The organism is Chitiniphilus shinanonensis DSM 23277, from assembly GCF_000374805.1.
Lineage (GTDB): Bacteria > Pseudomonadota > Gammaproteobacteria > Burkholderiales > Chitinibacteraceae > Chitiniphilus > Chitiniphilus shinanonensis.
In genome coordinates, this window is the sequence record NZ_KB895342.1 from 1 (window position 1) to 12,808 (window position 12,808).

Here is a 12,808-nt window from a genome sequence, read left to right on the forward strand (position 1 = left end):
TTCAATCTGAGCCAGGATCAAACTCTTTCGTTCAATCGCTTAGCTTATTTCGTACTTTGGCTCGTACTCAAAGAAACCATCTCTGGTTCTTTTACGTATGAGCGCTGATTCGTCATCAAGCACTCACACGCATCGGCTGTAATTTGTTAAAGATCAGTCCACCGGACACCGCGCTTTTGAAACCTGCTAAACTCTTCGTTTCGCTTCGTTCTGCGCTGCGTCTGCTGCGGAGAAACCGAACTATACGGACACCCCCTCACACCGTCAACTCCCCGCCACGAAAAAGCCGCCAGATGTTCGATAAGCGGATGATCTTTCGAAGAAAATCATTCTCATCAGCTTTTCTGCCCACCACATGCGCGAGCGCGCGCTTAACTTAATACGCGTAAAAGATGGCACTGGGAGCACGCCAACGCTGCGCTTGAGAAAGCGCCACGCCGCCTCCAGCTTTCCCCCATCGACGTTTTGCCTGGATCCCTCATGAACAAGGTCTTGATGTATTGCACGGCGGTCTGCCCGTTCTGCGTGATGGCGGAACGCCTGCTGATACAACGGGGGGTCACGACGATTGAGAAGGTGCGTGTCGATCAGGACCCGGTGCAGCGGCAGGAGATGATGCAGCGCACGGGCCGGCGCACAGTGCCGCAGATCTATATCGGCGACACACACGTGGGCGGCTACGACGATCTGTCGGCACTCGATCGTGCCGGACGGCTGATGCCGTTGCTCACGGACGGCTGAACTGTCCGCCCCCAAGGAATCGTGCGATGATTCCGGCCAGTTTCGACGGATGAGTTGCCGTCGATCCACTCACACTAAAACCAGACCTAGGAAGGAATCGCGATGAGCGAAGAAGTGCAACAAGAAGTGCAACAGCCGGTGTTTGCCATCCAGAAGCTCTACACCAAGGATATTTCGGTGGAAGTGCCGAACACGCCCGCCTCGTTCATGGAAAACGAGCAGCCGGAGTTCAACGTGCAGTTCCGCAACAATGCGCGCAGCTTCGACAATGGCTTTTACGAAGCCGCGCTGACGGTGACCGCTTCGGCCAAGGTCGGCGATCGCACCCTGTTCCTGGTCGAAGTGACCCAGGCCGGCCTCTTCAGCATCGAGAACATTCCGGAGCAGGAACTTGATCCTCTGCTGGGCATCGGCTGCCCCAGCATCCTGTTCCCGTACCTGCGCGAAGCAGTCAGCGATCTGACCACCCGCGCCGGCTTCCCGCCGCTGCTGCTGCAACCGATCAACTTCGAAGCCATCTACCTGCAACAACGGCAGGCCCAGGCCGCCCAGCAAGCCGATGGCGACGCTACCGTCACTCACTAAATCCGCCTTGTTGCTGGCCTGCGCCCTTGCGGCGCAGGCGGCGATGGCGGTCGATTTCCGCACGGCCGCACGGCATGGCGTGCTGCTTTACCAGCAGCCCCAGGACTCCGCGACCAAGCTGTTCGTCGTCAGCCGCGGTACGCCGCTGGAAATCCTGGCCGAACAGGGCGACTGGCTGCGCGTGCGGGATCGCCAGGGTTCCCTGGCTTGGGCGAAGAAAGCGGATCTGTCCGCCACGCGCCAAGTCGAAGTCCTGCGCACGAGCAACGTGCATGGGCAAGCCGACAGTGCCTCGCCGGTCGTGTTCAAGGCCGAGCCGGGGTTGCTGCTCAACCTCCTGGACAATGCCCGCAACGGCTGGTTGCGCGTGAAGCATCAGAGCGGCCAGGAAGGTTTCATCCGTATCGAGGAAGTCTGGGGCGCATGAAACTTGCAGTTTTGGGCGCGGGTGCCTGGGGCACCGCGCTGGCGATTCGCTTCGCCGACCGGCACGCGATCCATCTTTGGAGCCGCGAGGAAGACCAGGTGGCCTTGATGCTGGCCGAGCGCGAAAACCGCCGCTACCTGGCCGGCGCCGCCTTTCCCGATTCCCTGTCCGTCACCACCGATCTGGGCGAGGCCATCCGCGACGCGGGGCTGATCCTGATCGTCACACCGATGGCCGGCCTGCGTCCCACGCTGGAACGCTTGGTGGAACTCGGTAGCACCACACCGGTGTTGTGGGCCTGCAAGGGGTTGGAAGTGGGGTCGATGCTGTTCCCGCACCAAGTCGCCGAACAGATTCTCGATGCCTCGATCCCACGAGGCATGTTGTCCGGCCCCAGCTTCGCGCAGGAGGTGGCCAAGGGCATGCCAGCTGCGGTGACCATCGCGGCCAACGACGGCGATTTCGCCCGCGATACCGTCGAAGCACTCAACACGTCGGTGCTGCGCCTGTATGCCAGTGACGACCTGGTTGGTGTCGAAATCGGTGCCGCCGTGAAGAATGTCCTGGCGATCGCCGCGGGGGTCTGCGATGGCCTGAATTACGGCCTCAACGCCCGTGCCGCGCTGCTGACGCGTGGACTGGCCGAGATGGCCCGCTTCGGCGCCGCGCTCGGAGCCCGGGCGGAAACCTTCATGGGGTTGGCGGGAATCGGCGATCTGATGCTGACCGCCACCGGCGACTTGTCGCGCAATCGCCGTGTCGGACTGATGCTGGCACAAGGGATGAAGCTGGACGATATCCTGGCCAATCTGGGCCATGTCGCCGAAGGCGTGCCGACCGCGCGCGAAGTGCTGCGTCAGGCCGAGCAATTGGGCGTGGACATGCCGATCACCCGCGCGGTCTGCCGCCTGCTGTTCGATGGCGACCGGATCGAGGACATCGTCAGCGCGCTGCTGGAGCGAGCCCCCAAAATGGAACGCGCCGACTAGACGTCGGCGCGATTCCTGGCATCCCGCGACATCAGACCTTGTTGTCGCTGCCGCTCTGCTCGGCCTTGGCCGAGCCCGGCAAGCCATCCTTCTTCCAGCTGTCGAACTTGGCCATGATCGCGTCGTAGGTCTTCATGCTGACGTCCGGCAGAGAGCCGCCGAGGATTTCCTTCGCGTCGTCGAAGCCTTTCTGCACCGCGGCGCGGATCTTGTCGATCTTCTCCGGGTCGCCACCGATGGCGTATTCGGCAAAGGCTAGAATGCGTTCGGATACCTTCTTCACGCCCCATTCGCCGTCCTCGGAGATCGCGGCCTGCGCATCGGCGCGGGTCTTGTCGTCGATCTGCACCCACTGGCCGCTGGCCGCCATCGAGGCCGCCCAGCCCTGCTTGCCCAGCGAGCCACGCAGCAGTTCGCTCAACTGGCCGACCTTGCGCTCGGATTCGTCCACCAGTTGGGCCAGATCGGGGCGTTCCTTCGCCAGGCGCGCCCGCGGGTTGTCGTAGGTCAGCTCGGACGCCTTGGCGTTGCCGACGGAAACCTTCTCCTGCACCGTCGCGGCACCTTGCGCCTGGGTCGATTCGCCCTTGGCCTCGCTGGTCTTGCCGGTCTTGGTGGCGGCACCGGAGTACGTGCTTTGCCCACCGACCGAAGAAATACCGTTTGCCATGTTGCGCCTCCTTTGAATTCACCTGTCCACTGACATATCGGCCCGGAACCGCTTTGCTTGATGCCGTCTATCTGTAGGACCGCAAGCAGGGCAATGATTCAACCGTCCGCCCCAGGCATTGGGTCGTATAGCACGCCGGACGCGGCAATTCGCCGGGAAAATTCAGATTTCGCCCAGAAAGCGGCGCTGATGGTCGACAAAGGCCGGCAGGTGCGAAATGAACGGCGCGTGCGCCGCGCCGCGATGGACCACCAGATGGGCATCGCGCCGCTGCGCCGCCAGCCAGTTGCCCGCGCCCAGCGGAGTCAGCATGTCGCGGTCGCCGTATTGCAGCAACAGCGGTTGCTCCAGTTCGGCGATGCGCGCGCGCAGGTCGGTGGTGCGCAGCAGTTCCAGCCCGGCACGCAGCGCGTCCATCTGGGGCTCGCCATGGGCGAACAGCTCGTCGGTCAGACCACGTGCGACGGTGCGCGCGTCGGCATCGCCCATGGCCTGCAACGAGATGAAGCGCTTCAGCGTGCCGCGCCAGTCGCGATGCAGGTTGTCGGCGAACTGGCGCATGGTGTCCAGCGGCATGGCGGGCTGCCAGTCCGGCCGCTGCACGAAGCACGGCGAACTCGCGGTCAGGGTCAGCGAGCGCACCTTTTCCGGCCGACTCAACGCCCATTGCGTCGCCACCGCGCCGCCCAGCGACCAGCCGACCACGTGCACCGGCCAGGGAAACGCCTGATCCAGCAGCGCGACACAACCCTCCAGGGTCAGCGACTGGAGCGGCGGGCTGCCGCCGTGCCCGGGCAGATCGACCAGGTGGCAGCAGTAATCGTCGGCCAGTTGCTGCGCGGTGGTGCGCCAGATGGCGCCATTCATGGCCCAGCCATGCAGGAACACCACGTCCGGGCCGTGCCCGATCACTTCGCTATGCAGATTCATCAGGATTCCAGTCGACGCAACGCTGCGATCAGCGTGCCGAGATGTTCGGGCAGATGAGCCGCGCTCAGGGTGATGCGCAAGCGCGCACTGGGCACGGTCGGCGGACGGATCGCCGCGACCAGCAGCCCCTGCTCGGCGAGCGCGGCCGACCAGCGCAAGGCGGTGGCGCTGTCGGGGGCCAGCAGCGGCTGGATCGGCGTGGCGGATTCGAGCAGGCGAAGCCCGCTGTCCGCCAGCGCCGCGCGCAGCCGCCGGATGTGCTGCACCAGCCGCTCGCGTCGCCAGCCATCCTCGGCGATGCGGCGCAGGCTGCACCGCAACGTTTCGGCCAGCAGCGGCGGCGTGGCCGTGGTGTAGATATAGGGACGGGCGAAGTTGACCAGGTAGTCGATCACCACCGCCTCGGCCGCGATCGCCGCGCCGCCGACACCGGCCGCCTTGCCCAGCGTCGCCATGTAGATCAGGCGCGGCGAGACCAGGCCGGCGGCCGAGCCGCGGCCGTCGCCCAGCACGCCGAAGCCGTGCGCGTCGTCGACGTACAGCCACGCGTCGTGGCATTCGGCCAGCGCCAGCAACTCGCGCAGCGGCGCCAGATCGCCATCCATGCTGAACACGCCATCGACCACGATCAACCGCCGCCGCGCCCGACTGCCGGCCAACAGGCGTTCCAGCGTTGTCGGGTCGTTGTGCGGATAGCGTTTGAACTCGGCGCGCGACAGCAGGCAGGCGTCGTTGAGCGAGGCGTGGTTCAGCTTGTCGGCGAACACCGCATCCTCGCGCCCGACCAGCGCGCAGATCGCCGCCAGGTTGGCCTGGTAGCCGCTGGCCAGCGACAGTGCGGCGGGCTTGCCGACAAAGGCGGCGAATTCGTCCTCGAACGCCTGATGCGCCGCGCCATGGCCGGTCACCAGGTGCGAGGCCCCCGCGCCCACGCCCCAGCGCGCGGCGCCAGCCTGCGCGGCTTCGATCAGCGTCGCATCGCGCGCCAACCCCAGGTAATCGTTACTGCTGAAATTGAGCAGGGTGCGCCCGCCGCTGTGGGCCAGCGCGCCGGCAGGGCTGTCGAGCACGCGGCGGCGGCGGTACAGGTCCGCGTCGCGGCGGGCGGCCAGTTCGGCGGCGAGGGAATCGAAAGGCATGGCGGGCAGGTGATGCATGAAGGTTGGCATTGTAGCCGATGCCTGCTCGCCGCTTGCCGCGGGCTCAGGCCCCCAACAGCCAGCGCCAGGCCACGAACACCGCCAACCCGGCGCCGATGCCCAGCAGCAGGCGGCGCCAGCGCCAGACGATCAGCCCGGTGACCAGCGCGCCGGCCAATTGCGGGTTGTTCCAGGTGGCGGCCAGTTCACCGTGGCGCAGCAGCACCGCCGGCGCAACGATGGCCGACAGTACGGCAATGGGCACGTAGTCGAGCGCCTGGCGCACCGCCGGCGGGAAGGCGTGGCCATCGCCCAGCCACAACCCGACGCGCACGCCGTAGGTCACGATGAACATGCCCAGGATCATCCAATACACGCTCATCGCCGCCGCTCCATGACCAGGCCCGCCGCAATGCCGGACAGCGCGGCCAGCATCAGGCCCAGCTTGTACGGCAGCGCGTCGGCCGCGACCGCCACCGTGCCGGCGACCAGCGCCGCCGCCACCTGCGGCCGTCCCTTGAGCAACGGCACCACGATGCCGACGAAGGTGGCGACCATGGCGAACTCCAGCCCCCATTCCGACATGCCGGGCACCGCGCGCCCGAGCAGCACGCCGGCCGAGGTCCAGGCGAGCCAGTTGCCATACATGGCGAGCGCCGAGCCCAGGTAGTAGCGCGGCAGGTTCACCGGCGTGCCTTCGTCCAGCTTGTGGTAGACGATGGCGAAGGTCTCGTCGGTGAGGAAGAAGGCACAGCCGGCGCGCCAGGCGCGCGGCCAGTGCATCACGTGCCGCCACAGCGTGGCGCTGTAGAGCGCGTGGCGCAGGTTGACGATGAAGGTGGTGGCGACGATCACCCAGGCACCGCTGCCGGCTGCCAGCAGGGTGATGGCGATGAACTGGCTGGCACCGCCGTACACGAACAGCGACATCGCCAGCGTGGCGGCCGGCGACAGTCCGGCGGGGCCCGCCAGGGTGCCGAAGATCAGGCCGAACGGCGCGGCGCCGACCAGCATCGGCACGGTATCGCGGGCGCCGGCCCAGAAGCCGGCAGGAGGATGGGTTGGAGGCATCGCGCGATGATACCGGCGCGCGGCGCAACGCCCATCCCCGGTTTCCCTAGCCCGGGCAAGACGGGCAAACGCAGACAACCGTGTGGGGACGAATGCCGGAAATTCGAGGAAGCGGAAAATCCGTAGACACAGAGGGCACGGAGAACACAGAGAACACGGAGAACCCCAAAAGGATCGAATTCATACCCGCCTGCGGTTTTCTCTGTGTTCTCTGTGTTCTCTGTGCTCTCCCCGTTCTCTGTGTCCCCAGATTTTGTTTTCGACTTCCCCCCTCACCCTGGCCGCCCTTTTCCGGGACGTTGGCGAAGCACCGCCGGGCTGCGTGGCATAATGCCGGCTCGCGTTTTGCCCCTGTCGCCCCATGCCCCACCAGCACCGCTGGCATCATCCGCTCTGCCTCGCCCCCCGCCCGCTACGCCCCTGGCTGACCGAATCCGGTTCGCTGACCGCACGCCTGATCGCGCACCACCCACGTTTCCGGGTGCGGGTGCTGGCGCAAGGCATGGCGCGTCCGCACGACGACGAGTGCGCCACGCTGCGCCTGCCGCGCCGCAAGCTGCTGGCGCCGTGCCGCGAGGTGCTGCTGTGCTCGGGCGACACCCCGCTGGTGTTCGCGCACAGCGTGACCACGCCGGCGGCGGTACGACGGGGCTTTCGCAAGTTCCGCCATGTGGGCGGGCGTTCGCTCGGCTCGATGCTGTTCGCCTCGCCCACCATCGCACGCAGTGCGCTGGCGTGGCGCCGGGTGGACGCGCGCCATCCGCTGTGGCGCGAAGCACGCGCCGCGGTCGGACCGCTGCCGCCGCGCTTGTGGGCGCGACGCTCGGTGTTCTATGCCGGGCGCGACCGCCTGCTGGTCACCGAGGTGTTTCTGCCGCCGCATTTCACGGAGCCACGATGAAGCTTGCCGTCAAACTGGATCAATACCTGCGCCTGACCCGGCTGAACAAGCCGATCGGCATCCTGCTGCTGCTGTGGCCCACGCTGTGGGGGCTGTGGTTCGCCGGCCAGGGACAGCCGCTGTGGTGGGTGGTGCTGATCTTCCTGGTCGGCACCGTGTTGATGCGCTCGGCCGGCTGCGTGGTGAACGACTATGCCGACCGCGATTTCGATGGCCATGTGGCCCGCACCGCGCGCCGGCCGCTCGCCACGCGCGAAGTGTCGGTGAAGGAGGCGCTGTGGCTGGCCACCGCGCTGGTGGTGGTGTCGTTCCTGCTGATCCTGCCGCTCAACCCGCTGACGCGCTGGCTGTCGGTGCCGGCGGTGTTCCTCGCGGCGAGTTATCCGTTCACCAAGCGCTTCTTCGCCATCCCCCAGGCGTACCTGGGCATCGCCTTCGGCTTCGGCATCCCGATGTCGTTCGCCGCGCTCACCGGCGAAGTGCCGCCGGCCGCGTGGGCGATGCTACTGGCCAATGTGTTCTGGAGCGTCGCCTACGACACCGCCTACGCCATGTGCGACCGCGAGGACGACCTGAAGATCGGCATCAAGACCGCCGCCATCACCTTCGGCCGCTTCGACATCGCGGCCATCCTGCTGTGCCACGTGGCGTTCCTGGCGCTGATGGCGTGGGTGGGGCTGGCGTTCGGTCGCGGCGCGTTCTACTTCGCCGGGTTGTTGGGTGGCGCGATCCTGGTGGCGTTCGACCAGTACCCGCGCCTGCGCGGCCGCGATCCGCAGCGCTGCTTCTCCGCCTTCCTGGCGAACAACCGCATCGGCGGCGTGATCTTCGTCGGGCTGGTGTGCGACTACCTGTTCAACTGAGCCATCGGTTCACGACGCAGGCCGCCCCGCGAACCGGGCCGGCCGCGCTCACACCTGGAACCGCACCACCTGGTTTTGCAGCGAGCGCGCCAGCGCGTCGAGTTCCTCGCTGGCGCGGCTGACGCCCGCCACCTCTCCCTCGCTTTCCACCATCAGCGTCGCGATATCGCGCACGCCGGCCGCCGATTCGCCGATGGCGCCCGACTGGTGCCGTGCCGCGGCGGCGATGTCGTGGGCGTTGCGCAGCATGTCGTCGGTGCCGGCGACGATGCGCTGCTGCGCGGACGCCGCCCCCGCCAGCCGCTCGGCGCCGCTGGTCACCTGCTTGCTGAGCGATTCGATGGCCTGCACCGTTTCGCTCATGCAGCGACGGATCTCGTCGGTGATGCGACCGATATCGTCGGTGCTGATCGCCGTGCGCTCGGCCAGCTTGCGCACTTCGTCCGCCACCACCGCGAAACCGCGCCCCTGCTCGCCGGCGCGCGCCGCCTCGATGGCCGCGTTCAGCGCCAGCAGATTGGTTTGATCGGCGATTTCGCGGATCGAGGTGGTCACGTGGTTGATGCGCTCGGCCGATTCAGCCAGCTGGGTGATCCGCTCGACCGAGGTGCCGGCGGTGCGGCGCAGGTCGTCGTTGATCTGCATCGCCGCCTCCATCGCCTGCGCCGAATCGCGCGCCAGCGCTGCCGCGTCGCCGGCCAGGGTGGCCGAACTGGCGATGCGCTGCGTCACCTCGTCCACAGAACTGACCAACGCGCCGGCATCGTCGGCCAGACTCCGGGCGCGGGTGGTGGCCGTCTGCATCCGCTGGCGGGCGCTGTCGGTCTGTCCCGCCAGCTGGGTCGCGGTGGCGGCGACGCGCTGGGCCGACTCCTGGGTGACGCCGATCAGCCCCGACAACTGCGTCAGCAGCGCGTTGATCGAGCGCGCAATGTCGTCGGTCTCGTCGCGCCCACGATCCTCGCAGCGCCGCGACAGGTCGTTGCCCAGCGTCAGCATGAAGGTCTGGATGCGCCGCAGCGGCGGCAGGATGCTGCGGCACATCGCCCACGACAGCACCACCAGCAGCAGCACACCCGCCACCATGCAGATCCAGGCCAACGTCAGCGCCGACGCGCTCTGCGCCACCTGCGCCGACCGTTCGGCACTGGCGCGTTCGTCGATCAGGTCGGAAAAGCGCCCCATGCTTTCCTCCAGCCGGGCGAAGCTTTCCATCACTTCCTGGTACTGGCCGCCCTCGCCCTGGCCGTTGCGATAGCGGACGATCAGCGCATCCGCCTGCTGTGCGTAGCGCTCCAGGTCGGGCTTGAGCGCGGCCAGCGCATTGCGTTCGGCGTCGGACAACGGCAGCGCCTCGTTGGCGGTCACGTTCTTGCGCAGACGCTCCACGTGGCCCTTGAACTCGGCCTGCAATGTCTGGAACTGCGCCGCCGAGGTTTCGCGCCGCTGCGCCAGGTGAGCGGCGGCCAGCACGTCGGCACGGATCGCGTCGTGCATCATGTCGGCGTCGCCCTGCTGGCGCTGCGCGGCGATGCTGATCGCGCCGGCCTGGATTCCGGCGGTCAGGTCGCGGATGCTCAGCAGCCCGATCAACCCCAGCACCAACACGAACAAGGTGGCCAGGCAGCCAAAGGCGATCAGGCGGGTACGGATGGTCAGGGGAAACGGCATGGACGGGGCCCGTAACGATAGCGAATGGTTATCGGTTTATAGCCAAACCATGGCAGTGCAACAGGCAGGTCGTATCGTCCGTCGGGCCACGACCGCATCTCCGGCGATCGAAGGCGGATGCCGCCCGGCGCCGCCCGATCTCGACGTGGCCGTCGCGCGCGGTCAGCCTGACCGACACTTGCGGCACGGCTGGGACAAAGCAGTCGGATGGCGCCAGCACCACCGACACCGCCAACACGCACCTGACCGCTCGGCGGCTGGCGCGACGCGGCACCACGATTGCCTATGCTGAGCGGACCGGGCGTCATTCCCTTGGCATGACGCCGATGGGACCATTGCGGCGCGACCTTGGCGTAGCGCAATGGATGGCCCTCCGGTCGCACGGCGAAAACCACCCGTGTGGCCACTATCGTCGCCGGGCATCCAATCCGCCCCGCGCCCAACCGGGGACAGCACAGGACCGGACCATGCCCAATGTCGCCCTCCTCGCCATCGAATCGCCGTGGTGGCTGCCGCGCCCCAGCAACGGCGTGGCCAGTTCGATTCCGTTCTTCGAGAGCGTGGCGCGCAACCACAACGCCAAGCAGAACACCGTCAACCTGTATCCGGCCACCTTCTTCGACGGCGCGTCGCTGGACGCCGCGCTGCTGAACCTGTTCCAGACCCATGAGAACTATCAGTTGCTGTGGATCGGCGCGCACGGCCACGGCGAGCGCGTCAGCGCCGAGCAGGTGGACAAGGTGGCCGCGCTGGTGCGCCAGCACGGCAAGCGCGTCAAGGGCGTGATCCTCAGCGCGTGCGAAGGCGCCGCCATCGGCCGCATCGAACAGGCGATGGCCTGCGATGCGGAAAGCCTCGAACACGATTCCTTCGGCCCCAACTGGGTACTCACCTATCGCCATTGCGTGCACTGGTTCTCGGCGGCGCTGTTCGAGACCGCGCTGTTGCAGGGCGCGGCTTCGGCCTACGCCGCCGGCGGCGTGACCGGCAGGCCGCGCCTGCTGGAAATGCTGGCCGCCTCGGCCGCCACTTTCAGCCTGGACGGCCCGTTCGGCCTCAATCCGCAGGGCGAATCGGTGACGCTGGGCGAAACGCTGCGGCTGTGGGTCCGCCCGCAACGCGCGCAGCAACCCGAGGACGCCACCGACGAATTGCTCGACGCGATCCGCACCCTGCAAGGCCAGCCCGCCGCCGACTGGTAGGTCTTTCCGTTCTCCACTTCGCGCCGCCGGCCTGGCGGCTCGCCCGTTTCGACGCCGCACCACCGGATCGGACAGGTGCACGTTCGCGTGTCATGCACGGCAACTGCCTCATCGCCCCCCCCCCCCACCGCATCATTCCGCCTTTCCCGCGCGCTCCCGATCGCCGCCGCGGCGGCTCGCCACTGACCATCACTCCCGACACGGATTCTCGTCACCTCATCCCATCGCCAGCGCAAATGGGTTTATGAATGCAATTCAGTTGCGTTTAAGCGCTCGCTTTTGATACTGTGTTGCAAATATCAACACCCCCCAAGCATCCGCCATGACCTCCACCACGTTCGCCCGATTGCCCGTCACCATGCTGTCCGGCTTCCTGGGCGCCGGCAAGACCACCCTGCTCAACCACGTGCTGCACAACCGCGACGGCCTGCGGGTGGCGGTCATCGTCAATGACATGTCCGAAGTGAACATCGACGCCCGCCTGATCCGCGACGGCGGCGCGGCGCTGTCGCGCGCCGACGAAAAGCTGGTGGAAATGAGCAACGGCTGCATCTGCTGCACCCTGCGCGAGGATCTGCTGATCGAGATCCGCAAGTTGGCCGAGGCCGGGCGCTTCGACTACCTGCTGATCGAATCGACCGGCATCGCCGAACCGCTGCCGGTGGCCGAGACCTTCACCTTCCGCGACGACACCGGCGTCAGCCTGTCCGACATCGCCCGGCTCGATACCCTGGTCACCGTGGTCGATGCCTTCAACTTCCTGCGCGACTACGACAGCGAGGACCTGCTGGCCGAGCGCGGCAGCGCGCTGGGCGACGACGACGATCGCGCGGTGGTCGATTTGCTGGTCGAACAGGTCGAGTTCTGCGACGTGCTGGTGGTGAACAAGACCGACCTGATCGGCGCCGCCGAGCTGGCGCGACTGGAAACCATGCTGCGCCGGCTCAATCCGCGCGCCGACCTCGTGTTCAGCAGCCACGGCCGCGTGCCGCTGCATCGCGTGCTCGACACCCGGCGCTTCGATTTCGACGCCGCCGCCAACGCCCCCGGCTGGTTGCAGGCGCTGCGCGACGAGCAACGTTCCGAGCGCGAGGAATACGGCATCGCCAGCTTCGTCTATCGCGCCCGCGCGCCTTTCCACCCGCGCCGCTTCTGGGATTGCATCCACCGCGAATGGCCGGGAGTGATCCGCTCCAAGGGCTGGTTCTGGCTGGCCGGGCGGCCGCAGTTCGTCGGCAGCTGGTCGCAGGCGGGCGCGGTGTCGCGCCACGGCGCGGCCGGGCTGTGGTGGGCCGCGCTGCCGCGCGAACAATGGCCGGACGACGCCGAATCGCTGGCCGCGCTGCGCGCACAGTGGCATCCGCGCTATGGCGACCGCATGCAGGAACTGGTGCTGATCGGCATCGGCCTGGATGAGCCCGCACTGCGCGCCATGCTCGACGCCTGTCTGATGACCGAAGCCGAACTGGCCGACCCGGCGCCGGGCGACGACCCGTTCCCGCTCTGGCGCCTGGCGTCGCCCGACGACTAGGCGCAATCGACGGCAGACCCCGGCTTCGGCCTCAGCGCCGGGCCGGCCGCCCCGCCCGCACCCGTTTCACCACCCACAGGAACCGTTC

At 67.2% G+C, this 12,808-nt stretch carries 14 protein-coding genes; 8 read left to right on the top strand and 6 right to left on the bottom strand.

The features are described 5' to 3' along the window. The first annotated feature begins 480 nt into the window (after positions 1 to 480). The 4 genes from grxC to C556_RS0109705 all read left to right on the top strand — a co-directional run bounded on the left by grxC (position 481) and on the right by C556_RS0109705 (position 2,742). Positions 481 to 741 carry a glutaredoxin 3 gene (gene grxC, locus C556_RS0109690; RefSeq protein WP_018748052.1) on the top strand — a complete coding sequence of 87 codons (261 nt, stop codon included), beginning with the start codon at positions 481 to 483 and terminating at the stop codon, positions 739 to 741. Positions 742 to 843: 102 nt separating this feature from the next. After that, positions 844 to 1,326 carry a protein-export chaperone SecB gene (gene secB, locus C556_RS0109695; protein WP_018748053.1) on the top strand — a complete coding sequence of 161 codons (483 nt, stop codon included), beginning with the start codon at positions 844 to 846 and terminating at the stop codon, positions 1,324 to 1,326. Beyond that, a complete protein-coding gene (locus tag C556_RS0109700; protein ID WP_040430980.1) occupies positions 1,301 to 1,753 on the top strand; it encodes an SH3 domain-containing protein in 453 nt (150 codons plus the stop codon). Before secB ends, C556_RS0109700 begins: the two co-directional genes overlap by 26 nt. Then, positions 1,750 to 2,742: an NAD(P)H-dependent glycerol-3-phosphate dehydrogenase gene (locus tag C556_RS0109705; protein WP_026262963.1), complete on the top strand. Its 993-nt coding sequence runs from the start codon at positions 1,750 to 1,752 to the stop codon at positions 2,740 to 2,742. Before C556_RS0109700 ends, C556_RS0109705 begins: the two co-directional genes overlap by 4 nt. Before the next feature lie 31 nt (positions 2,743 to 2,773). Here the strand turns inward: C556_RS0109705 and C556_RS19980 are convergent, their stop codons facing one another. The 5 genes from C556_RS19980 to C556_RS0109730 form a co-directional block, all read right to left on the bottom strand. Further along, on the bottom strand, positions 2,774 to 3,412 hold the full coding sequence (locus tag C556_RS19980; protein ID WP_018748056.1) for a hypothetical protein: 639 nt from the start codon (positions 3,410 to 3,412) through the stop codon (positions 2,774 to 2,776). A gap of 162 nt (positions 3,413 to 3,574) precedes the next feature. Beyond that, on the bottom strand, positions 3,575 to 4,342 hold the full coding sequence (bioH, locus tag C556_RS0109715) for a pimeloyl-ACP methyl ester esterase BioH (RefSeq protein WP_018748057.1): 768 nt from the start codon (positions 4,340 to 4,342) through the stop codon (positions 3,575 to 3,577). Continuing rightward, positions 4,342 to 5,511 (bottom strand): 8-amino-7-oxononanoate synthase, encoded by a 1,170-nt coding sequence (gene bioF, locus C556_RS0109720; RefSeq protein ID WP_018748058.1) that lies wholly within the window; start codon positions 5,509 to 5,511, stop codon positions 4,342 to 4,344. The genes bioH and bioF overlap by 1 nt, the downstream gene beginning before the upstream one ends. A 34-nt stretch (positions 5,512 to 5,545) precedes the next feature. Then, positions 5,546 to 5,863: an AzlD domain-containing protein gene (locus C556_RS0109725; protein ID WP_018748059.1), complete on the bottom strand. Its 318-nt coding sequence runs from the start codon at positions 5,861 to 5,863 to the stop codon at positions 5,546 to 5,548. Then, positions 5,860 to 6,552, bottom strand: coding sequence for an AzlC family ABC transporter permease (locus C556_RS0109730; protein WP_040430981.1), 693 nt, complete (start codon positions 6,550 to 6,552; stop codon positions 5,860 to 5,862). The genes C556_RS0109725 and C556_RS0109730 overlap by 4 nt, the downstream gene beginning before the upstream one ends. Before the next feature lie 361 nt (positions 6,553 to 6,913). Between C556_RS0109730 and C556_RS19985 the strand changes: the two genes are divergently transcribed. Together C556_RS19985 and ubiA are read left to right on the top strand one after the other, a co-directional pair. Next, positions 6,914 to 7,453, top strand: a complete 540-nt coding sequence (locus C556_RS19985) for a chorismate--pyruvate lyase family protein (RefSeq protein WP_018748061.1) — start codon at positions 6,914 to 6,916, stop codon at positions 7,451 to 7,453. Further along, positions 7,450 to 8,316: a 4-hydroxybenzoate octaprenyltransferase gene (gene ubiA / locus C556_RS0109740; RefSeq protein WP_018748062.1), complete on the top strand. Its 867-nt coding sequence runs from the start codon at positions 7,450 to 7,452 to the stop codon at positions 8,314 to 8,316. The genes C556_RS19985 and ubiA overlap by 4 nt, the downstream gene beginning before the upstream one ends. Before the next feature lie 48 nt (positions 8,317 to 8,364). Here the strand turns inward: ubiA and C556_RS0109745 are convergent, their stop codons facing one another. Next, a complete protein-coding gene (locus C556_RS0109745; RefSeq protein ID WP_018748063.1) occupies positions 8,365 to 9,987 on the bottom strand; it encodes a methyl-accepting chemotaxis protein in 1,623 nt (540 codons plus the stop codon). 467 nt (positions 9,988 to 10,454) lie between these two features. Here C556_RS0109745 and C556_RS0109750 point away from each other — a divergent pair, with 467 nt between their 5' ends. Together C556_RS0109750 and zigA are read left to right on the top strand one after the other, a co-directional pair. Beyond that, positions 10,455 to 11,189 carry a hypothetical protein gene (locus C556_RS0109750; protein ID WP_018748064.1) on the top strand — a complete coding sequence of 245 codons (735 nt, stop codon included), beginning with the start codon at positions 10,455 to 10,457 and terminating at the stop codon, positions 11,187 to 11,189. Between the two features lie 322 nt (positions 11,190 to 11,511). After that, complete coding sequence (zigA, locus tag C556_RS0109755) at positions 11,512 to 12,720, top strand: zinc metallochaperone GTPase ZigA (RefSeq protein WP_018748065.1); 1,209 nt, start codon at positions 11,512 to 11,514, stop codon at positions 12,718 to 12,720. The last annotated feature ends 88 nt before the right edge of the window (positions 12,721 to 12,808 follow it).